Genomic DNA, 21,818 nt, shown 5'->3' with positions numbered 1-21,818 from the left:
GTTAGATTTTGAGTCATAAAACAAAACCATAGGAAAATAAAATGAAAAGGACGTCGTTGTTGGCTGCTCTGGCTTTAGTTCTGCCCTTGGCTGCGAACGCAGCACCGTCATATAGCCACTACACCTATGTCGCGGGTGGAATGCAGTTTGCGGATATTGATAGCGATGATTTAACTCAATATGTTGGTGCACCTTATTCCAATATGGATACTGCTCAGTTATATGGGGTTTATTTTAACGCCAGCTTCTCTACCTCTCGCATTCCCGTCTTTTTTAAAGCAGAGCTCAGCGGTATGTATTCCGGTGAGCTAGAAATTGAAAATAGCTTCGGGGGGATCGGGCTTTATCAATATTTTGGTAATCACTCCATTTATGGAGCCTTGGGTTATAACAAAGTTGAAGTTTCACGCGAGACAGATCAATTCGTTCGTGAATTCAATGAAGGTGGCGCGAGTGGTGAAGTCGGTGTGAACTTGCAGGTATTACCTTTCTATAAATTAGTGCCTAGAGCGCGTTTCACTCGTTTAGCGGGTGAAATTATGGATGACTACCAACTGAGTAACCAGATTATGTTTGGCCCAGTCTTGGCGGTTGAGCTGAACATCGGGCACAACAAGTTTCAAGATACTTCGCAAACCAGTTACCAAGCGGGGATCCGTTTCTCGTTCTAGAACGAGCATAACCGTATTGATTGGTTAAATAAGAAAAGCACCCTTGGGTGCTTTTCTCGTTATCAGTGCAAGCAAGGTTTGAATTACAAACCGCCTTGTTCTTGTGCTTCTTTCACCATTTGTTGGCGCTGAGCTTCCATGTCAGATGCAACGTCACTGTCCTGATGTGTTGACTGTTCCAAAGCCTGTGGAACCAAAACATAGTACTTGTTGATTGTCATCATCGATTCTCTTAAAAGCGAAATGTGCAGAAAAAAATAGAGGATGTCGGCAAAACCGACATCCCCCCTGAACGGCGAAATTATAGGCTGATACGAAAGAAGTAGCTAGCCCTAATTTCATCCTTATCAGTATGACGCTTTCCTACTAGGTGTGATTACACGTCGTAAGTGGTAGACGCAGTATTACCGCCAGTACCTGTCCAGTTAGTGTGGAAGAACTCACCACGCGGACGATCGATACGCTCATAAGTGTGCGCACCAAAGTAATCACGCTGTGCTTGCAGCAGGTTCGCTGGCAGGCGAGCTGTAGTGTAACCATCAAGGAAGGTCAGTGCTGAAGTCGTACATGGCATTGGAATGCCCACTTCCAGCGATTTTGCTGCCACTTTACGCCATGCAGCCAGACAGTTGTCCAGAATGCCTTTGAAGTACGCATCTGAGCCTAAGAATGCCAGCTCAGGGTTCTTTTCAAACGCATCACGGATGTTGCCGAGGAACGCAGAACGGATGATACAGCCACCGCGCCACATCAGAGCCACGTTACCGTAGTTCAGGTTCCAACCATTCTCGTTTGATGCTTCACGCATCAGCATAAAGCCTTGTGCGTAAGAGATGATTTTTGAAGCTAGCAGAGCTTGACGCAGTGCATCAACCCAAACTTGTTTGTCACCTTCCACTTGCGTTTCAGTCTTGCCAAACAGTTTTTCTGCTTCAACACGTTGATCCTTCAGCGCAGACAGGCAGCGAGAGAACACAGATTCCGTGATCAGAGTCAGTGGGATACCCATGTCCAGTGCGTTGATGCCCGTCCATTTACCTGTGCCTTTTTGGCCTGCAGTATCGAGGATCTTCTCAACCAGTGCTTCACCATCTTCATCTTTGTAGCCAAGGATGTCAGCGGTGATCTCAACCAAGTAGCTGTCTAGCTCAGTTTTGTTCCAGTCAGCAAACACGGCTTGCATTTCATCGGCCGACATTCCTAGGCCATCTTTCATGAACTGGTAAGCTTCAGTGATCAGCTGCATGTCACCGTATTCGATACCGTTGTGAACCATTTTCACGAAGTGACCGGCACCATCGTTACCAACCCAGTCACAGCAAGGCTCGCCAGCGTCAGTTTTTGCCGAAATGCCTTGGAAAATCGGTTTTACCGCTTCCCATGCTTCAGGAGCGCCACCCGGCATGATGGAAGGTCCGAAACGGGCGCCTTCTTCACCACCAGAAACACCCGTACCGATGAAGTGAATGCCTTTTTCACGCAGCGCTTTTACACGGCGGTTAGTATCAGGGAAGTTCGTGTTACCACCATCAATGATGATGTCGCCTTTGTCGAGCAGTGGAACCAGTTGCTCGATGAAGTCATCAACCACTTGACCTGCACGAACCATCAGCATCACTTTACGTGGTGTCGCCAGTTTATCGACCAGCTCTTGCAGCGTATAAGCGCCAACAATGTTAGTGCCTTTGGCTGGGCCTTCTAGGAACTCGTCCACTTTAGCCGCGGTACGGTTGTGTGCCACCACTTTGAAGCCGTGGTCGTTCATGTTGAGGATCAGGTTTTGGCCCATGACTGCAAGGCCGATTACACCGATATCACCTTTCATTTATTGCTCTCCTTCACGCAATCTTTGCTGCGGCGTCTGAATCTAAGTACCACTCGGTCACTCCTAAAGTGGAGTGAATTTTGGCTGCCGGATAAGGCAGTTGCTCGGCTGGAGTGGTGTGAATTTGTTCTACGATCTCGGCTTTACCAGCGCCAAGAACGAGATAACTGATGCGTTTTGCGGCTTGCAGCACTTTCGCGGTTTTTGAAACGCGTCGCTGTCCGGATTCTGGATGGCTAGCGACCACCGAAAGATTGGCGTCTGCATAGTCAGTTTGCCCTGGGAACAGGGATGCGGTATGACCATCCGCACCTACACCCAGTAGGATCCAATCAAACACTGGCGTGCCGTTTGCGGTTGGGATCACATGTGCCATCGCTTGAGCGAAACGTTCCGCTTCAGCTTGTGGCTCGTTTTCACCCAGAATGCGGTGAATGTTCTGCGCTGGCATGTTGATTTTGCTAAACAGCAGTGCATTAGCTTCACCGTAATTGCTTTCAGCGTTATCCGGTGTCACACAGCGCTCATCACCCCACCAGAAATGCAGGTTTTGCCACTGAATGTCGTTCGCGTAAGGCTGGCTTGCCAAAAGCTTAAACAGCATTTTGGGTGTGCTGCCGCCAGACAGAGAAATATGTACAGGCTGACCTTGCTGGCTGTACGCCAACATATCGTCGGCAAGGCTTTTCACCACGGCATCCGCAGTTGGGAAAATTTTATGGTTGATCATAATTCGCAGTAATCCGTGTTAGTGAGGTTTTTACAAGGGAAGCGCCACTCACGGCCGTCACGGCGCAGCAAGTCATCCGACTCTTTCGGGCCCCAAGTGCCACAGGCGTAGCCATACAGCGATTGCGGATCTTGTTTGAAATCGAGGATCGGTTGCACAAACTTCCAACAGGCTTCTACCGCATCAGTGCGGGCAAACAGCGTCGCGTCACCATTGAGTGCATCCAGCAGCAGACGCTCATAAGCGGTCAGCATTTTGATCTGCTCCAGTGAGGCGTAGTGGAAATTCATCGACACTTCTTTGGCTTTGAAACCTGCGCCCGGCTCTTTCAAACCGAAGCTCATTAGAATGCCTTCATCAGGCTGAATACGGATGATCAGCTTGTTCTCTGGCGCATTTTGCCCAAAGACAGGATGCGGTGTGCGTTTGAAGTGAATGACCACTTCGGTGACACGCGTTGGTAAACGTTTACCGCTGCGCACATAGAATGGCACACCATTCCACCGCCAGTTATTGATGAACATCTTCAGCGCAACGTAAGTTTCGGTGCGTGAATCAGCGGCCACGCCCGGCTCATTACGGTAGCTGGGTAAAAACTGCCCACGCACTTCCGATTCGGTGTATTGACCGAGCACCAGATTATTGCGCAGATCAGATTCAGAAAGTGGTTGTAGGCTTTGCAGTACCTTGTTCACTTCGTTACGAATGGAATCCGCGTTGATCGCCGCAGGCGGCTCCATGCCCACCATCGCCAGCACTTGCAGCAGGTGGTTTTGGAACATATCGCGTACCGCGCCAGAACCATCGTAATAACCGCCGCGCTCTTCCACACCTAGGAATTCTGCGCCTGTGATTTCTACGTAATCAATAAAGTTACGATTCCACAATGGCTCAAACATGCCGTTGGCAAAGCGGAACACCAGCAGGTTTTGCACGGTTTCTTTACCAAGGTAGTGGTCGATACGGTAGATCTGATGCTCTTTGAAGTGGCGGTGGATTTCTACATCCAGCTCTTGTGCAGATTGCAGATCGTAACCAAAAGGTTTTTCGATGATCAGACGCTTCCAGCCTTGGCTCTCATCGTTAAGGCCATGTGCCGCAAGGCAAGTTGGGATCACGCCATACAGGCTTGGCGGCGTCGCGAGATAGAACAACGTATTACGCTGCTCAAACTGATAGTTGTTAGCCAGTGTATCAAGGCGATTCGCTAAGTGCTGATAATCAGCCACTTCGGCGGTGTTCAGCGCTTGATAATGCACATGCTGCATAAAGGCTTCGAGAGCGGCTGGTTCGGTTTTTTCCAGCTCTTGCAGAGAGCGCTTGAGCTTCTCGCGGTAGGATTCATCACTGTACTCAGTACGGCTCACACCCAAAATCGCAAACGATTTTGGCAGCTGTTGACTGGCATAGAGGTGATACAACGCAGGAATAAGCTTACGGTACGTCAAATCTCCCGAAGCACCGAAAATTACGATGCTGCTGTTTTCAGGTATTACCATCATCTTTCCTTTAGAAACGAGGTACTCCCTTGATTTTTCGGTGAAACATTATCCATATTCACTGGAAAATCTTTGGGTATTGTTAGCATGCGCCAACCCTAGCAGCGCAATACACAAATCAAAAACCGATCTTGCCTATAGGTTTAATAGGAAAAATCAATCAACGGGGAGGAACTGCATATCGGCGAAACTCATCCCCAGCTCGGGGGCGTATTGTCTACGACTCTTTGACATACATCAACTATTGATAACGCAATCGATTGAATTGTGACAGATGAAAATGTTAACCATCAGTTTTTAAAGAAAAATTCAAAATAAGTTGAATGACTAGCTCTAAATGACTTGAAGTGACGTTCGGTGAGAAGGAAATAACAATCGCATTGTGATAGGCCGGCCTTTGATGGGATCTCAAGATGACACTCATCATCCCCGTGACATTCGCCTTGGTGTCAACCATGATTGTAAATAGCAACCCGAGGGGGAGACTGCTACACTGGCCGACAATGCGTTTGGAAGGACTGTTGAAATGAATTTAGCCGTAGATACTCACACTCACACTTACGCCAGTGGCCATGCTTATAGCACACTGATTGAAAATGCGCGTGCGGCGAAACAGAATGGCTTAACGCTGTTTTGTACCACTGACCACGCCGAATCTATGCCTGGTGCGCCGCATTACTGGTTTTTCTCCAACCAGCGTATTCTGCCCCGTTTTCTTGAAGGTGTTGGCGTGATTCGTGGTGTGGAGGCCAACATCCTCAATACGCAAGGCGAAATCGATTTACACCCAAGCGTAGATCACAACTTGGATTGGGTGATTGGTAGCTTTCATGAGCCAGTGTTTCATCCCTCTTCAAGAGAAGAACATACCCAAGCGCTGATTAAAGTGATTGAAGGTGGTCGAGTCGATGCATTAGGTCATCTCGGAAACCCGCATTTTGATTTCGATTTTGAGCAAGTGATCGCCTGTGCCAAAGCACACAATGTGGCGATTGAAATCAACAACAGCACCTTAAAAGGGCATAGCCGAGTGGGCAGTGTTGATCGTTGTTACGAGATTGCCCGCGTTGCGAAAGCGCTCGATGCTTACGTCACCACAGGCAGTGATGCACATTTTTGCTTGGATATAGGTGGATTGTCATTGGCGAGCCATTTGATTGATGAAGTTGGCATTAATCCGCAACGCGTTATCACTCATACCGTGCGTCAGTTCCTCGATTTTCTTGCGTTACGTGGCCGCCAGCCGATTGAAGAATTTGTGGGTTTATTTTAGCGTCAACTTTGGTCCGCACCCACATCGGTTCACGTTGACTTTCTTCCTAATTCGATGACAACGCACCTAATCGTTTGGTCATAATGCAGTCTGGAACTCCTATTTCCGGCTGCATTTTGCAACAAAACTCAACTCACTGTCGCCGTGAGAATGACGTACAATTCGGCTATCTTCAAAAGTGAGTAGAAAAATGAAAAGAACACTGATTCTAACGGCGGTATTGCTCGCCACTCCGGTTTTTGCCGCTGGGCAAGATCTTAAATCAATCATGCAAGAGATGAAGCTTGCCTTTAAACAGGCGGCAGAAGCGCCGACCGTTGAAGCGATGCAAGAGCCTCTTTCCACGCTAGAAAGTTTAGTTGAGCAAGCCAAACGTAAATCCTATCCCGCTGAAAAAGAAGCCACTTATCAAGAAGGTTTCAACAAACTAGACGTCACATTGGGGCAAGTTGAAGCGCATTTGCAAGCTGGGGAGCTGGAAGCCGCTAAAGCGAGCCTAAAAACTGTCGATGAACTGCGCATTGAATACCATGACAAACGTAATCCAAGCATCTGGAAACGTCTGTTTGGCTAATCGAATGGGTTAATCGGAACACCTAATCAGTCCAACTGCTGCGCTTAAGAAAGGGCAGCAGTCATCTTTTTATTACTGTTCTTCCTATAACAAATCTTCCTTATTCCTATCTCGTCATCTCAAAGTTGCCTAAGCCATTGCTAACGTTGTACTTGTGAATCCTGCGCCAATACCAGTTTATTGTTCCACGTATCTTACTTATCTCTCATAGGACAACAGACGTAGTGCACTTACGGTCAGGTAATGACTTTGAGTAAAAATAGAGAGTTGTCCGGTGGATGAGGTTCAAAAACAATCAACTTTCAGATGAATGTTGTTCTTTTCCTTCTACACTAAAAGTGGTGTGGGTTATGAGTTTTATTTCATGGTGTTGATACTTCAGGAAATTCAATGGAGGCCCTGCATTATGCCTCTGCCTTGTAGATACGATTAAACACGAAGAGTGATTGCCATAGATGAGCAAAGAAAACTTAGGCAAGTTTGATGTGATCACCAGATGGATTCCGCTGCTGGTTGGGCTTTTACTCACTTTTTCTGCCGCTGGAGTGTTGCATTACCAGAATCAAATTGAAGCCCGAGAACACATTCATTATCTTGCTAACCAAGCGGAATCACTGATTAAGGAAAGGTTCAGCCGTTTCGAATATGGCTTACATGGGGCGAGGGGGGCTGTGCTTGCCGCAGGGGTTGATAAGATCACTCGTAAGCAATTTGAGGACTACATCAATAGCCGCGATATAGAACGAGAGTTTCCAGGCGCTCTAGGGTTTGGGTTTATTCGGAGAGTTCCTGTAGCACAGGAAGCGGATTTTGTTGCTGCCGCGCGCCGAGATGATTTTCCCAACTTTACCATTCGCACACTCACCCCTCATGATGGCGATCGCTTCATTATCCAATACATCTATCCTGAGAAACCCAATCTTCAGGCGATTGGGCTAGATATCGGTTCCGAAACTAACCGTCGAAAAGCGGCGCTTGCTTCAGTTCGAGAGCAGCAACCTTATCTCACCGCGCCAATTACCTTAGTTCAGGCGGATAGTAAGCCTCGTCGTGGCGTACTCATTCTGTTGCCGGTCTACCCAAGCCGAATGGAACTCAAAACCCCAGCTGAAAGAGAGAAATACTTTTTAGGATGGGCATACGCCCCCTTAGTTGTGGACGATGTGTTATCCGATTTAAGTTCGGTCATGGCCCATGCCATGATTCAACTCAGCAATACCACCGAGAATGAACCCTTCTTTCGCTCTCAAGTTTCCAACAATAAGTACTACCCAGAAGAAAGTATTACCCGAACGATTTCAGTGCTTGGGCAAGAGTGGGTGTTTGAACTTGTGCCCAATGATCTGGCTTTCCAGCATGTCCGGTGGGATATCCGCTGGGTTATTGTGCTTGGTCTTGGGGTGACGTTTTTAAGTGTATTAGCGCTGAATGTATTGCGGACAAGTGCTGGCGGAGAAACGGTCGCGGAAGATGTCATGCCCAAAGGGCTAAAAGGCGTGTCCTTATTCTGGAATAGCTCAGTAAGAAAACGCACTTGGCCGCCTGCTATAGCCGCTTTGCTACTGATCTTTCTCACCATCGCATGGCTGATTGTTGAGCGTGAACTCAACGATGTGAAAGCAAATCTAACCAATGCGACAGGCACTTCTTTGGCTCGATTAGAAGATGCAGCAAAGCAATATAGTCGAGATACGGTTTCTCTGGCCAAAACGCCACCGTTGCATGCATTGATAGAAAATCAAGGTAATAACGAAGCTGCTGAACAATGGAAAGCGCGGCTTGCCGATGTGTTTAAGGCTTACATGTTGGCGACCCCGGAAATTTACCAAATTCGCTTGCTTACGGCTCAATCTGGTTGGCGTGAGCAGGTGAAAATTCAACAAAGCGAAAAGTTGTTCGAAACGTTCAAGGATGATGCTCTGCAAAATAAAAGTGGAGAGCTCTACATTCGGGAAACACTGAAAATGGGTGCGGATAAAGTCTACATGTCCGATATCAGTCTGCATCGGGAGTTCGGGGTAATTGTGCACCCTGAACGCCCAATTTGGCGCTTTTCCACCCCCATTTTTGCCGATGATGGGACACCGTTTGGGATTGTCATCATTAATATCAGTGTGAAACCCGTTTTGAGTGAGATTGCCGAAAATGATCGCTACGATGTGATTACCTATGTCACTAATACAGAAGGCGAATTTATCTATCATCCTGATCCGGAAAGCACCTTTGCATTTGAGCATGGGCACTCTTTTCGTTGGCAAGATGCGTTTAAAGAGGCCGATTTTCTCAGTTTAGATGTGGCGGGGGTTCTGAGCATTAAAGGCTGGCGGGGAAATTTCTGGGAAAAACAAGCGAAATTGTTGCTTGATGCCGGCTTGGATCAACGTTTTATTACCATTCATAACGCGCAACCGCAGCTACCTGTACTCATGCGTATTGCGACACAAATATTGATAGTGATCGCCATCATGATGGTTTTTGTGTTGATGAGTGTCAGTATTCAATACTGGTTGTGGTTAACTTCCATGGTGAAGCAAAGGGAAGAGTGGAACCTTCAATTGCAGAACCAAAAAGAAAAAGAAGTGCTTCGGTTTAAAGCCTTATTGGAATCCTCTCCCGAGGCGACGCTGATTGTGGATACCAGTGGCATCATCAAAATGGTCAATGAAGAAGCGGAAAAAGTGTTTGGGTATGGGCGAGATGAACTCGAAGGGTATCCCATGCATCGCTTGTTTCTTCATGATCTCGAATCAGCGCGTGCGAAACATGCGCGATGGTACGAGTTACGACCGGGTAATCAAAGAATAGAGATCGCGGTGAGGTCTGATGAAACAGAATTCCCTGTTGAAATTAGTTCCAGCTCTGTGCAGATGGATGATGGGCTATTAATTTCCGTTTCCATCCGTAACATTACAGACAGGTTAGCGTTTGAGCAGACACTCAAAAAAGCATTGCACGATGCTGAGCAAGCCACTCAGGCAAAAAGTGTGTTCCTTGCCAATACCAGCCATGAAATCCGTACGCCGTTGAACGCCATTCTTGGCTTAACCCATTTACTGTCGGATGAATCGTTAACCGAATCTCAGCATCGTTTGGTGGATAAAATTGGCATTTCAGGAAAATCGTTATTGGGGATCGTCAACGATGTTCTTGATTTATCGAAAATTGAAGCCAATGAGATGATACTTGAAGCGTTACCGCTTGATCTCAAAGAGTTTCTCGAAGAAGTAGCCAGTGTTTTCTCCACTCAAGCTGAAGCTAAAAACCTCGATTTCAAGCTTGAAATGGGCGCGGATTTACCACATTGGGTCATCGCCGACAGTATGCGCCTGCGGCAGATATTAACGAACTTGCTGAGTAATGCGCTGAAATTCACCAGTGTGGGTCATATTGCATTGCGTGTAGAAGTTATCGACAAATTTAGTTGGAATGGCGCAGAAAAAAACATTGTCCGTTTCTCTATCACGGATACCGGGATAGGGATATCAGAAGAAGCGCAGAAACGGTTATTCAAACCATTTTCTCAAGCTGACACGAGCACAAGCCGCCGATTTGGAGGCACAGGTTTAGGGCTTTCCATTGTTCACAAACTGTTGGGATTGATGGAGGGGAAAATTGGCGTAGAGAGCAGTGAAGGGCAAGGTAGTACCTTCTGGGCAGAAATGCCGTTACAGACGCTGTCGGATGAAGACATTATCCTACAAGAACAGCAGGCGCAGACTCTGTTTGTGCTGATCGCGGAAGATAATCAGGAAGAAGCGAAACACCTTCAATCTATTGCGCACTCCCTCGGCTGGCGTTCGGAAATTGTGCATGATGGTGCCGCTTTGATAGATGCCGTGAAGGTGAGAAAAACACAAAAATTGCAGCTTCCGGATGTGCTTATAGTGGATAACCAGATGCCAGCGATGGATGGGTTAACCGCAATACATCATCTCACTGAAACATTCGGTGCCGAGAGCCCACCTGTCGTATTGATCAACTCCGATGGCAGCTTAGAACAGCACAAGATCCAAGAAAGTGAACTTGGGGTCAACAGCTTATTAGATAAGCCCATTAATGCTTCTGCTGTGTTTAATGCAGTGAATAGCGCCGTTAGTCAACATTCTGGAAATGCCAACCGGGTTTTGTTGTCGACACGTACAGAAGCGATCAAGGCGAAATGGCTGCTCGGTTTTCGAGTGCTGGTGGTGGATGACAGTGCCACTAACCTTGAAGTTGCAGACTATGTACTGACCCAAGCGGGAGCGACCACGAATGTGGTTGCCAGTGGTGAAGAAGCGATTAATAAGCTAAAGCAGCAAAACGAGTATGACGCGGTTTTAATGGATGTTCAGATGCCGGGAATGGATGGGCTGGAAACGACGCGTTATATACGCAATACATTAAAATTACACTCATTACCCATTATTGCTTTAACCGCGGGCGCGTTAGTGGAGGAGCGTAAACGCGCCTTTGCGTCGGGGATGAATGATTTTCTGACCAAACCGATCAGCCCATCACGTTTGATTAGTGTATTGCGTACTCAAGTTGCAAAGTATCGAGGAGAGGATTACTTGTCTGAAAATATCAGTTCACAACCGCTTAGCGTTAATGATTGGCCGCAAATTGAAGGGCTTAATCAGGAGCAGGCACAAGAGTTTTTCATGGGTAATCAACAGCTCTTTTTTACCGCCTTGAGTCATCTGATAGAAGACAATACGAATCTCACCGAAGGTGAGCAGGATTTTGATGTCCTAGACGCTAAGCCGTTACGTCTGGCTACCGCTGAACAAGTTCATAAATTGCGCAGCACTTCTGGAATGATAGGTGCTGAAAAAATGCAGCAAATGGCTTCGGAAGCAGAGGTGATACTGCGCCAGCAAGGTGTGCCAGCCAATGCCATTATGGCGGAGCTTTCCTCTGAGTTGCTCACCTTGATTCAAGTGAGCAAAGAGTCGATTGCTGCTTGGAAAAAAGCCTCTCAGCTTGAACTGTCTCCGGCAGAGAGGGATGCGGTGGATACGATTTCACCTGAAACGCTCAAACTCTTGCTGCAACTGTTGGCTGACCAAGATCTGGAAATATTAGATCAGGTTGAACAACATCGCGCTGCTCTGTATTCGGCAATGGGCGTTGAAGCTTTCCAACAACTGTCAGACTCATTGGAACGGTTGAACTTCAAACAAGCAAAAAGCCTAGTTGAATCACTCACGCAACATATGGGGGCATCAGCATGAATGAAGTGGGCGATACGACATTACCTGACATTCTCATCATTGATGATGACAGCACGGTCGTGATGTCATTGCATAAAGTGCTATGCAAAATAGGGCGCATTCGTTTCGCCTCGGATGCGACACAAGCTTTCTCGATGATCGATGCATTAAAGCCCGATCTCATTTTGCTGGATGTTGAACTGCCGGATATGAACGGCTTAATTGTGTGTGCCAAGCTCAAAAGTAACCCCGCGACACAAGACATCCCAGTGCTGTTTATTACCAGTAAAGCGGAGACTGGATTTGAAGAAAAAGTGTTTGATGCGGGGGCGGCTGATTACATTGTTAAGCCACTTAAACCGCGTGTTGTAGCGGCTCGTGCGCAAACTCATCTGGCTTACCACAAAGCGATTCGGTTATTGGATAAAATGGCGCACACCGATAGCCTATCCAACTTAGCCAACCGCCTTACCTTTGATGAACAGTTGGATGTCGAATTCAGACGATCTCGACGCCATAATGACCCCTTAACCGTTGCGTTGATTGATATCGATGAGTTCAAAAAATTTAACGATCATTTTGGGCATATCGCGGGGGATGAATGTATTCGAAAAATTGCGCATGCCCTACGCAGTATTACCAAAAGACCCGCAGACTTAGCCGCGCGTTATGGAGGAGAGGAATTCGCCCTCATCTTACCGAGTACCGAGGAAGAAGGTGCCAAATCCATGGTGAATGAGTTAATCAAAGCGGTTGAGCAGCTTGAAATCGCGCATTCACCAGAGGCGATGAACCAATGCGTTACGGTGTCTGTGGGCTATACCGTTCTTTACCCAGAACAAGTGGATTTTGAACAGATGAAAGCCGTTGATGTTGCTCAAACGGCGGATAAAGCGCTTTATACCTCAAAGCATAATGGCCGCAATCAAGCTACGTTTGAACCGCTTCCCATTGCCACATAAGACAATATTTGAGAGCCAAGCGTATTCATCGGTTTGCTCTCCATTAACGTGTTTGTAAACAAAGCTTGGTTTTTTGTTAAAAACTTAGGCATGTCCCACTGTTATGGTTATCACTAATGGTTATAGTAGTGCCCAATCCATAAAGAGTGTTGTTATGAACCCGCAACGTACTTTTCACCGTTTGATGCTGAAACTCAGCCTGCTTAGCTGGCTGCTGGTTTCGCTCATGCCTGTGCTGAATGCGCACGGTAATGCGGCGGGTGTTTGGGCAACACTCTGTACCATCAATGGTTTTGAACTGGTTAAAATTGAAGATGGCAAACCGCAAACTCAACACAGTAAACCGTGTCCGTTTGCCCATTTCTCCAACTTTCATCACACCGAACTTCCAACCACACGACTTCCAATTCGACAAACGACGGCGCAAGTAGATGGTTACACTTTTTTGGCTCTAAGTGTCCGTTTTGAAAGTGCTGTCCCGCGTGCTCCGCCTTTGGCTTAACTGAATTCACTCCCCAATAACAATAAATCTATTTAGTAAAGTCACACGCTCATATCCCATTTGGTTTCTCGACCAAAGGGATAATTTGCGTTTAAAAAAGGAAGAAATACGTTGAGTACCGTTACTACACCTCAACCGACGGCGGCTGCGCGTCGTAAAACCCTCTATTTTCTCACTTGGCGTTGGCATTTTTATGCGGGCCTGTTTGTGGTGCCTTTTATGTTGATGTTGGCGCTGACGGGCTTAGTCATGTTGTTTGATGATGAAATTGAACAAGCTCGCTATGCCGAGGTATTAAACGTTACACCACAAGCGCAGGTCATGCCTGTTTCTCAGCAGCTTGCGGCAGTACAAAAGGCGTATCCAGAAGCGCAAGTTACCCAGTTTATTCCTGCGCCTCAGCCGAATTTAGCTAACCGTTTTTCTGTACTGTTTAGCGATGGTTCAACCCAATTTGTCACGGTTAATCCGTATAGCGCTGTGGTTCTGGGCACCATTGATCGTAGCGAAAGCTGGTATGAATGGGCGAACAGCATTCACGGTACCTTATTGATTGGCGATTGGGGCGACTATTTGATTGAAGTCGCGGCGAGCTTGGGGATGATTTTACTGGTGAGTGGTATCTACTTATGGTTGCCGCTGGATAATGCGCGTAAAGCGGGGTTTCTCAAAATCCGAGTGGGCAGTGGGGCGCGATTGTTCTGGCGTGATCTACACGCCAATTTAGGTGGCATGCTGTCCTTAGTTTTGCTGTTTTTCCTGATTTCCGGTCTTTCTTGGGCGGGCATTTGGGGCGGAAAATTGGTGCAGGCATGGAATACGTTCCCGACTTACTACACTTGGGGAGAAAAGCCACAATCAGTACTGACGCATGCGGACTTAAACCACGGCTCAGAAAAAGAGATGCCTTGGAACTTAGAGCAAACACCAGTACCACAATCGCATCATCATGGGGGTGAGCATGAAATGGTTGCGGTTAATCCTCAATTCGGTATCGATCAAGTGATCGCTCAGGCCAAGGCGCTCGGTTTTACGCAGTACCGCGTTGCTTTTCCGCGTGGGGAAACGGGCGTGTATACCGTTTCTGCCAATACCATGGCGGGTGATATTGTCGATCCACGTGATGATCGCACCGCGCATTTTGACCAATATTCTGGTGCGTTACTCACCGAGGTCACTTGGCAAGATTATTCGCCATTTGCCAAAGCAATGGCGGCGGGGATTTCGCTACACCAAGGCGATCTGAGTGTATGGAACAAAATAGCCAACGTGCTGTTTTGCCTCGCTTTCATTCTTATCTCTATCACGGGTGTGGTGATGTGGTGGCTGCGCCGCCCAACTGGTCAAGCTCGGTTAGGTGTTCCGCCACGTTTTGAACAAGATGGGATCTGGAAAGCTGGCTTAGCTACGCTACTGGTGATTGGCGTGGCATTCCCATTGGCGGGAGCGACGATTGTGTTGGCTTTGCTGCTTGATGGGTTACTGGTGAGCCGTATCACTAAGTTGAAAATTGCTTTCAGTTAAGCGCAAAAGTAGGAAAGAAAATAGAGGCCAGATTTTATCTGGCCTTTTTCGCTCACATGAGTACGAGGCAATCTTGTTTAAGCCTGATACAACTCAAGTGGCAACCCATCCGGATCAGCAAAAAAGGTGTAGGCTTTGCCTGTGTATTCATCAATGCGGATCGGCTCCACACTCACGCCTTGTTGCTCTAACTGAGCTTTTATTTCAGCCACATCATCCACCACAAACGCCAAATGGCGCAGCCCTTGTGCTTCCGGAAAACTTGGCCGTTCAGGTGCGTTGGGAAAAGAGAACAACTCAATTTGCGAATCATCGGGCAGGGCTAAATCTAGCTTGTAAGAATCTCGTGCTGCGCGGTAGTTTTCGGCCAATACGCGCAAGCCTAAAATTTCTGTATAAAACGCTTTTGAGCGTGGGTAATCCGAGCAAATGATCGCAGCATGATGAATGCGTTTTAGCATATGGACTCCTGACCATTGAGCTTGGGACTGAGGTGTTCGAGCACAAAATCAATAAACACTCGCAATCGAGTAGGCATGTATTTGGTCTGCGCGTACTGCATCGCAATCGCGCCGTGATAATTGCTCTTAATATTCCACTCTTGCAGCACTTGTACCACCTTGCCAGCCGCCAGCGCATCTTGCACCACAAAATCATGGAAAATGCCGATGCCGAGGTGATTTTTCACCCCAGTTAAACGCAGTTGCGATTGGTTCACCGCATAACGGCCACTCACTGCTACGGTGTGCGTTTCATCGCCTTTGGCAAACGTCCAGATATGATCTTTATCGGTTTCCGCGAGGTAGAGGCAATCATGCTCGGCTAAATCGGTGGGGTGAGTCGGCGTGCCGCGCTGCGCCAAATATTCAGGACTGGCACACAGCACCAAATTGGTTTTGCACAGCTCACGCAGCACGAGGTTCTCATCCGGTTTATCGGTGAGGCGAAAGGCGACATCAATATTGTGTTTGAACAGATCAATGTCACCATCCGCCGCACGCAGCTTGAGCTGAATATGCGGATATTGGGCAAGAAAGGGCACCACAAACGGCTGCAATACGGAATTTAAAAACGCCTCTGGTGCAGCAACCGTCAGCGCGCCAGTCGGCTCGGCATGTTCTGAGCTAGAGATTTCAATGGCTTGCTGCGCGGCATTGACCATCAATAAGCTTTGGTCATACACCTTTTGCCCCGCTTGAGTAATGATGAGTTTGCGCGTCGTGCGTTCAAACAGCTTGACCGACAAGGCTTGCTCGAGGCGAGTAATCAGCTTACTGAGCGCGGAAGGGGTAACGCCAAGTTTGCTGGCCGCAGCGGTAAAACTGCCTTCATTGACCACCACAATAAAAGTGGCGAGGTCGGGCAGTAGGGCAATCAATTTGGGAAGTAGCATAAGTGTCGATAAGTCGGCCAACAAGTGGCGTCACTGTCGCAGAATCATCGGCTAAATGCAATTTGGTGAAACTAAAGTGAGGGGGTGTCGGACAAGAACAGTATCCCGCCTAGATCTAGATATAGACGGGACAAGGTAAGCATTGCTTAAGCGTTCAATGCTTGTTCTAAGTCAGCCAGAATGTCATCGATGTGTTCAATGCCGACTGAAAGGCGGATCATCTCCGGTTTCACGCCCGCTTTGAATTGCTCTTCCTCACTCATTTGACGGTGAGTGGTAGACGCAGGGTGGCAAGCCAGCGATTTAGCGTCTCCAATATTGACCAAGCGTTTGAAGATTTGCAGCGCATCGTAAAAACGCACGCCTGCTTCATAACCGTCTTTCAAACCAAAGGACAAAATCGCCGAAGGTTTACCGCCCATGTATTTTTGCGCTAGCGCGTAATACGGCGAGTCTTCTAATCCGGCATAGCTTACCCAACTGACTTTTGGATGCTGTTTTAGGTACTGCGCAACTTTCAGCGCGTTTTCGGTGTGGCGCTCCATACGCAGTGGCAGCGTTTCCAAACCTTGTAGGATCATGAAGGCGTTCATGGGTGAGAGGGCAGAGCCAGTATTGCGCAGCGGCACCGTACGCGCGCGGCCAATAAAGGCGGCATCGCCAAAGGCTTCGGTGTACACCACACCGTGATAAGACGGTTCTGGTTGATTAAATACGGGGAAGCGCTCTTTGTGTTGCGCCCACGGGAATTTGCCTGAATCGACAATCACGCCGCCCAACGTGGTGCCGTGTCCGCCACAATATTTGGTCAGCGAATGGACAACGATATCTGCCCCAAAGTGAATGGGTTTACACAATGCAGGGCTGGCGACCGTGTTATCGACCATCACCGGCACACCTTTGGCGTGGGCTAAATTCGCGAGGCTTTGTAAATCAATAATGTTGCCCGCTGGGTTGCCAATGCTTTCGCAGTATACCGCTTTGGTCTTGTCATCGATAAGCTCAATCAAACTCTCGGGGCGATCGTCCTTGGCGAAGCGCACTTCAATCCCTTGGCTTGGCAACATATGCGCAAATAGGGTGTAGGTGCCGCCATACAGTTGCGGGGTGGAAACAATATTATCGCCTGCTTGCGCCAACGTAAGAATCGCGTAGTTGATAGCGGCGCTGCCCGCACTCACGACCAACGCGCCAATTCCGCCTTCGAGGGCGGCCATGCGCTTTTCCAACACGTCATTGGTTGGGTTCATGATCCGCGTATAAATGTTGCCCGGCACCGCTAAGTTGAATAGGTCTGCGCCGTGTTGTGCGTTATCAAATTCGTAAGCGACCGTTTGGTAAATCGGAGTTGCCACCGATTTGGTGGTCGGGTCGGTGGTGTAACCAAAATGGATAGCCAGTGTTTCGTCTTTCATCGTCTGTCCTTTGACTGGATTGTTAATAAGACATCTTTGAAGTTTCATGCTCATAAATCAAGCGTTCGCGATTCAACACGAGATGCATGACACAACGAATCCTCAATAAGATTGGCTAGAAAAGTGTATCTGTGCCTGAGATTCATGAATGCTTTTCCGTTACCGCAGATAATCGCTTGCGTGAGCTTGGATTACACTAAGGAAAAGGTTTTTACAGTGTAAATATACCCTTGCGACTTGAAGCATTGCCGCTAAGTATCTTAGGTATAAATCCTGTTACCCACAAAACAAAAACAAGAAGGAACACGCAATGTCTTCTGCTTTTTATCAGCAACTCCGTACTCAGCTTGAGGAAGTGAAAGCTGAAGGGCTTTATAAATCCGAACGTGTGATCACCTCGCAGCAACAAGCGGCGGTCGAAATTTCTACGGGTGAACAAGTTCTGAATTTCTGCGCCAACAACTACCTTGGCTTAGCCAATCACCCTGTGTTGATTGAAGCGGCGAAACAGGGGATGGACAGCCACGGCTTTGGTATGGCTTCGGTGCGTTTTATCTGTGGTACGCAAGATATCCATAAACAGCTAGAACAGAAGCTCTCTCAATTCTTAGGTAAAGAAGACACCATTCTTTATACTTCGTGCTTTGACGCCAACGCAGGTCTGTTTGAAACCCTGCTTGATAAAGAAGATGCGATCATTTCTGATGCGCTAAACCACGCTTCAATCATTGATGGTGTGCGCCTGTGTAAAGCGATGCGTTTTCGCTATTCAAATAACAACATGCAAGAGCTAGAAGAGCAACTTATCGCGGCAGATGCTGCCGGTGCTCGCCACAAGCTGATCGTGACTGATGGCGTGTTCTCAATGGACGGCGTAGTGGCTAACTTGCCTGCCATCTGTGACTTGGCAGATAAATACAACGCCTTAGTGATGGTGGATGATTCTCACGCGGTCGGCTTCATGGGCGCGAATGGTCGCGGTACACATGAATACCACGATGTGATTGACCGCATCGACATCATCACCGGTACGCTGGGCAAAGCCATGGGCGGTGCATCCGGCGGTTATACCTCTGGTAAGAAAGAAGTGATTGATTGGCTGCGTCAACGTTCACGTCCATATCTGTTTTCTAACTCGGTTGCACCTTCGATTGTTGCGGCATCTTTGCGCGTGTTGGATTTGCTACAAGAGAGCGGTGATCTGCGTGAGCGCCTATGGGAAAACGCAGCGCACTTCCGTACTCGTATGGAAGCGGCGGGTTTCACCATGGGGGGCGCTGACCACGCCATCATTCCAATCATGCTAGGCGATGCCAAAGTGGCTGCAGAATTTGCGGAACGCGCACTGGCCAAAGGCATTTACGTTATTGGTTTCTCATTCCCGGTTGTACCAAAGGGACAAGCGCGCATTCGTACGCAAATGTCAGCCGCACACAGCCGTGAACAACTGGACAAAGCCATCGACGCCTTCATTGAAGTCGGGCGTGATATGGGACTCATTTAATTATGAAAATCAAAGCACTTTCAAAACTGAAACCAGAGCAGGGCATCTGGATGAACGAAGTGGACATGCCTGAGCTTGGCCACAACGACCTGCTGATCAAAATTAAGAAAACCGCAATTTGTGGTACGGACGTACACATTTATAACTGGGATGAGTGGTCACAAAAAACCATTCCAGTGCCTATGGTAGTCGGCCATGAATATGTGGGTGAAGTGGTTGGCATTGGCCAAGAAGTGCGTGGTTTCCAAATTGGTGATCGCGTTTCTGGTGAAGGTCACATCACTTGTGGCCACTGCCGTAACTGCCGTGGCGGCCGCACGCACCTGTGCCGCAACACCATTGGTGTGGGCGTAAACCGCACCGGTTGTTTCTCTGAATATTTGGTGATCCCCGCCTTTAACGCATTCAAGATCCCGGATGGTATTTCAGATGATCTGGCGTCTATCTTCGACCCGTTTGGTAACGCAGTGCATACCGCGCTTTCTTTCGACTTAGTGGGTGAAGATGTGCTGATCACCGGTGCTGGCCCAATCGGCATTATGGCCGCTGCGGTTGCAAAACACGTAGGTGCACGCCATGTGGTGATCACCGATGTGAACGAATACCGCCTTGATTTGGCTCGTAAAATGGGTGTAACTCGCGCTGTGAACGTTGCGGAGCAAAACCTAGAAGAGGTGATGAAAGAGCTCGGCATGACCGAAGGCTTTGATGTGGGCCTAGAGATGTCTGGCGTACCAAGTGCGTTTAGCGCCATGCTAAAAACCATGAACCACGGTGGCCGCATCGCTCTGTTAGGTATTCCACCATCATCTATGGCGATTGATTGGAACCAAGTGATCTTCAAAGGTCTGGTGATCAAAGGCATCTACGGCCGCGAGATGTTTGAAACTTGGTATAAGATGGCGAGCCTGATCCAATCGGGTCTTGATATCAGCCCAATTATCACTCACCACTTCAAAGTGGATGACTTCCAAAAAGGCTTCGACATCATGCGCAGCGGGGCTTCCGGCAAAGTTATCCTCGATTGGCAGTAACCGAAAATCTCTCCACAGAGCGCTCCGTAAGGGGCGCTTTGTTTTTGGCTAACACTGTTTTTATAAACAGTAAAGTGGAAAATATGACCCGATTTAGCCCTCGCTTTGGTCCCATTTTGGTCCCATCTCACTTTGTAATGGGACCACGTTCAGTTTGTTTTGGTCCCATCATCGCAACACGTAGAGGCGAAGAAGTTCTATGTAATAATTGGACATAAATCATTTAGAATACCAACTTAAATTGGCAATTTATAAATTATTTTTTGTATAGCGGCGTGAGTTAAGGACAACTAGCGCTATGGTTAAAATGGCGCTAGCTGAAAGGGTTGGATTAGTTTAGCTTCGTACAAAGTGCTACTACGTAAAATCCAATTTTTCACATTATGCGGCTTTTACCTGCGAAGTTTTGATTTTTTCAGCAGCCTTGAGTGTTGAAACCATTTTTTCTGCCACCGCTTCGATGACTTTCACGCAGACCGAGTTCCCGAATTGCTTGTAAATCTGCCCCTGTGAAACTGCATCAATGATAAATTTCTCCGGAAATCCCTGCAGGTTGGCGCACTCTCTTGGTGTCAGCTTACGTGGATTCTTGCCCAGATGTTCTTGGTCAATTAGGATTTCTGAGCCGTCTTTGTAATAACGTGCACTGATAGTGTTGGTATATTCGCTGTCCGCATTGAAAAGTGAATAACCAAAGCCGTTACCTTTGATTTTATGCTCTTCCTTGCGCTTTTTATGGCCGTCCCAGAGTTTGTCTGAAATTGTGTACCTGTCCTTACCAAGCGCTTGCTTTTCTTCATCCAACACATGCTGTGGCTCCAGAATGTCACCTACACGGGTTGGCGTTTTAGGCGCTTCCGGCCATGAAAACAGCGAATCAAAATTCACACCGCGGAAGTAATTTTTGTCAAAACCAACGATGAAAATACGTTCGCGGTTTTGTGGTACGCCGAAATCAGCCGCTCTGAGTACCTTGTAGCTCACCCAGTAGTTGAGCTTTTCAGACAGCGCGTGGCGCGACTCCTCACTCATCGGGATGTCTTCAGGAATTTCTTGGTCATGTTCCCCACGCAGTATGTTGGTAATGGTTTTCAGAGTGCGCCCTTTGTCATGGCCCTGAAGCTGCTTGACGTTTTCCAGCAGGAACGCTTTAGGTTTTTTCTCAGTCAGTATTCTCTGGATCTCAAAGAACATGGTACCGCGTGTATCACTGAAACCCTGCTTCAGGCCAGCCTGTGAAAAGGCTTGGCACGGAAAACCGCCAAGAAGAATATCGTGGTCTTTAATGTCTTTTGCGCTGATCTGGGTGATATCGCCGCTCGGCATTTCACCGTAGTTGGCCAGATAGGTTTTCTGGGCGAACTTGTCCCATTCAGAAGTAAAAACACAGTGTCCGTTCAGTTTCTGAAAAGGGAGCCTGATCCCGCCGATACCGGCGAAAAGATCGATAAACGTAAACTCGGAGTCTTCAACCGGATTTTGTTTGAACGGCGCGTTTTCAAAGTGCTTCTGAAGGGATGCTTCCAGAGCCATGACCGCTTTCATCTTGGCTGGAGTCGGTGTGTGTTCGCCGTTTTCCCAGCCGCGGATGGTGCGCTCTCCAGAGGCGTTCATTCCCAGTAAATTTGCCATTTCTGAGGCACCGAGCCCGAGCTTTTGTCGTAGGTTTTTGATATATTGTGCATTATCTAGAATTTCAATTGTCATACAGGCTCAC

Annotated in this window: 17 protein-coding genes; 9 read left to right on the top strand and 8 right to left on the bottom strand. The window is 47.9% G+C overall.

All coding sequences use genetic code 11. From position 1 onward, the window contains the following. Positions 1-41 precede the first annotated feature (41 nt). Positions 42-671: a hypothetical protein gene (locus tag VOA_RS09740; RefSeq protein ID WP_000831850.1), complete on the top strand. Its 630-nt coding sequence runs from the start codon at positions 42-44 to the stop codon at positions 669-671. Positions 672-754: 83 nt separating this feature from the next. Here the strand turns inward: VOA_RS09740 and VOA_RS09745 are convergent, their stop codons facing one another. From VOA_RS09745 to zwf, 4 genes are all read right to left on the bottom strand, one after another. Then, entirely contained in the window at positions 755-895 is a 141-nt protein-coding gene (locus VOA_RS09745; protein ID WP_000988288.1) for a hypothetical protein, read from the bottom strand. Between the two features lie 152 nt (positions 896-1,047). Further along, positions 1,048-2,496, bottom strand: coding sequence for a decarboxylating NADP(+)-dependent phosphogluconate dehydrogenase (gene gnd / locus VOA_RS09750; RefSeq protein WP_000675468.1), 1,449 nt, complete (start codon positions 2,494-2,496; stop codon positions 1,048-1,050). A 13-nt stretch (positions 2,497-2,509) separates the two neighbouring features. Then, positions 2,510-3,226, bottom strand: a complete 717-nt coding sequence (pgl, locus tag VOA_RS09755) for a 6-phosphogluconolactonase (protein ID WP_000607062.1) — start codon at positions 3,224-3,226, stop codon at positions 2,510-2,512. Then, entirely contained in the window at positions 3,223-4,725 is a 1,503-nt protein-coding gene (zwf, locus tag VOA_RS09760; protein WP_000236502.1) for a glucose-6-phosphate dehydrogenase, read from the bottom strand. Before zwf ends, pgl begins: the two co-directional genes overlap by 4 nt. 526 nt (positions 4,726-5,251) lie before the next feature. On the opposite strand from zwf, the gene VOA_RS09765 reads away from it, so the two are divergent. From VOA_RS09765 to VOA_RS09790, 6 genes are all read left to right on the top strand, one after another. Next, on the top strand, positions 5,252-5,998 hold the full coding sequence (locus VOA_RS09765) for a phosphatase (protein ID WP_001046753.1): 747 nt from the start codon (positions 5,252-5,254) through the stop codon (positions 5,996-5,998). 190 nt (positions 5,999-6,188) lie between these two features. Beyond that, complete coding sequence (locus tag VOA_RS09770) at positions 6,189-6,572, top strand: cytochrome b562 (protein WP_000831620.1); 384 nt, start codon at positions 6,189-6,191, stop codon at positions 6,570-6,572. A gap of 455 nt (positions 6,573-7,027) precedes the next feature. Continuing rightward, positions 7,028-11,788 (top strand): CHASE domain-containing protein, encoded by a 4,761-nt coding sequence (locus VOA_RS09775; RefSeq protein WP_000032312.1) that lies wholly within the window; start codon positions 7,028-7,030, stop codon positions 11,786-11,788. After that, a complete protein-coding gene (locus VOA_RS09780) occupies positions 11,785-12,729 on the top strand; it encodes a GGDEF domain-containing protein (RefSeq protein ID WP_001006497.1) in 945 nt (314 codons plus the stop codon). Before VOA_RS09775 ends, VOA_RS09780 begins: the two co-directional genes overlap by 4 nt. 154 nt (positions 12,730-12,883) lie before the next feature. Then, on the top strand, positions 12,884-13,231 hold the full coding sequence (locus tag VOA_RS09785) for a hypothetical protein (protein WP_001069525.1): 348 nt from the start codon (positions 12,884-12,886) through the stop codon (positions 13,229-13,231). 111 nt (positions 13,232-13,342) lie between these two features. Beyond that, positions 13,343-14,755, top strand: coding sequence for a PepSY-associated TM helix domain-containing protein (locus VOA_RS09790; RefSeq protein WP_000109033.1), 1,413 nt, complete (start codon positions 13,343-13,345; stop codon positions 14,753-14,755). Between the two features lie 77 nt (positions 14,756-14,832). Here VOA_RS09790 and gloA2 read toward each other — a convergent pair whose 3' ends face one another. The 3 genes from gloA2 to VOA_RS09805 all read right to left on the bottom strand — a co-directional run bounded on the left by gloA2 (position 14,833) and on the right by VOA_RS09805 (position 17,563). Next, a complete protein-coding gene (gene gloA2, locus VOA_RS09795) occupies positions 14,833-15,216 on the bottom strand; it encodes an SMU1112c/YaeR family gloxylase I-like metalloprotein (RefSeq protein WP_000919369.1) in 384 nt (127 codons plus the stop codon). Continuing rightward, a complete protein-coding gene (locus VOA_RS09800; RefSeq protein WP_000926308.1) occupies positions 15,210-16,148 on the bottom strand; it encodes a LysR family transcriptional regulator in 939 nt (312 codons plus the stop codon). Before VOA_RS09800 ends, gloA2 begins: the two co-directional genes overlap by 7 nt. 146 nt (positions 16,149-16,294) lie before the next feature. Next, positions 16,295-17,563 carry an O-acetylhomoserine aminocarboxypropyltransferase/cysteine synthase family protein gene (locus VOA_RS09805; protein ID WP_000651105.1) on the bottom strand — a complete coding sequence of 423 codons (1,269 nt, stop codon included), beginning with the start codon at positions 17,561-17,563 and terminating at the stop codon, positions 16,295-16,297. A gap of 310 nt (positions 17,564-17,873) precedes the next feature. On the opposite strand from VOA_RS09805, the gene VOA_RS09810 reads away from it, so the two are divergent. Then, positions 17,874-19,067, top strand: coding sequence for a glycine C-acetyltransferase (locus tag VOA_RS09810; RefSeq protein WP_000092861.1), 1,194 nt, complete (start codon positions 17,874-17,876; stop codon positions 19,065-19,067). A 2-nt stretch (positions 19,068-19,069) separates the two neighbouring features. Then, positions 19,070-20,101, top strand: coding sequence for an L-threonine 3-dehydrogenase (gene tdh, locus VOA_RS09815; protein WP_000692623.1), 1,032 nt, complete (start codon positions 19,070-19,072; stop codon positions 20,099-20,101). A gap of 381 nt (positions 20,102-20,482) precedes the next feature. On the opposite strand, the gene dcm is transcribed toward tdh, so the two are convergent. After that, complete coding sequence (dcm, locus tag VOA_RS09820; protein WP_000151217.1) at positions 20,483-21,808, bottom strand: DNA (cytosine-5-)-methyltransferase; 1,326 nt, start codon at positions 21,806-21,808, stop codon at positions 20,483-20,485. Positions 21,809-21,818: the final 10 nt, after the last annotated feature.

This window comes from Vibrio sp. RC586 (genome assembly GCF_000176715.1).
Taxonomy (GTDB): Bacteria; Pseudomonadota; Gammaproteobacteria; order Enterobacterales; family Vibrionaceae; genus Vibrio.
Note: the sequence above shows the minus strand (reverse complement) of the source record. Positions and strands in the feature narration are given on the sequence as shown.

Excerpts from the sequence above, each read along its gene's own strand:
- pgl (WP_000607062.1), bottom strand. The coding sequence starts at position 3,226 with ATGATCAACCATAAAATTTTCCCAACTGCGGATGCCGTGGTGAAAAGC.
- dcm (WP_000151217.1), bottom strand. The coding sequence starts at position 21,808 with ATGACAATTGAAATTCTAGATAATGCACAATATATCAAAAACCTACGA.
- VOA_RS09770 (WP_000831620.1), top strand. The coding sequence starts at position 6,189 with ATGAAAAGAACACTGATTCTAACGGCGGTATTGCTCGCCACTCCGGTT.
- VOA_RS09740 (WP_000831850.1), top strand. The coding sequence starts at position 42 with ATGAAAAGGACGTCGTTGTTGGCTGCTCTGGCTTTAGTTCTGCCCTTG.
- tdh (WP_000692623.1), top strand. The coding sequence starts at position 19,070 with ATGAAAATCAAAGCACTTTCAAAACTGAAACCAGAGCAGGGCATCTGG.
- VOA_RS09785 (WP_001069525.1), top strand. The coding sequence starts at position 12,884 with ATGAACCCGCAACGTACTTTTCACCGTTTGATGCTGAAACTCAGCCTG.
- VOA_RS09775 (WP_000032312.1), top strand. The coding sequence starts at position 7,028 with ATGAGCAAAGAAAACTTAGGCAAGTTTGATGTGATCACCAGATGGATT.
- VOA_RS09745 (WP_000988288.1), bottom strand. The coding sequence starts at position 895 with ATGATGACAATCAACAAGTACTATGTTTTGGTTCCACAGGCTTTGGAA.
- zwf (WP_000236502.1), bottom strand. The coding sequence starts at position 4,725 with ATGGTAATACCTGAAAACAGCAGCATCGTAATTTTCGGTGCTTCGGGA.
- VOA_RS09800 (WP_000926308.1), bottom strand. The coding sequence starts at position 16,148 with ATGCTACTTCCCAAATTGATTGCCCTACTGCCCGACCTCGCCACTTTT.
- gnd (WP_000675468.1), bottom strand. The coding sequence starts at position 2,496 with ATGAAAGGTGATATCGGTGTAATCGGCCTTGCAGTCATGGGCCAAAAC.
- VOA_RS09810 (WP_000092861.1), top strand. The coding sequence starts at position 17,874 with ATGTCTTCTGCTTTTTATCAGCAACTCCGTACTCAGCTTGAGGAAGTG.
- VOA_RS09805 (WP_000651105.1), bottom strand. The coding sequence starts at position 17,563 with ATGAAAGACGAAACACTGGCTATCCATTTTGGTTACACCACCGACCCG.
- gloA2 (WP_000919369.1), bottom strand. The coding sequence starts at position 15,216 with ATGCTAAAACGCATTCATCATGCTGCGATCATTTGCTCGGATTACCCA.
- VOA_RS09780 (WP_001006497.1), top strand. The coding sequence starts at position 11,785 with ATGAATGAAGTGGGCGATACGACATTACCTGACATTCTCATCATTGAT.
- VOA_RS09765 (WP_001046753.1), top strand. The coding sequence starts at position 5,252 with ATGAATTTAGCCGTAGATACTCACACTCACACTTACGCCAGTGGCCAT.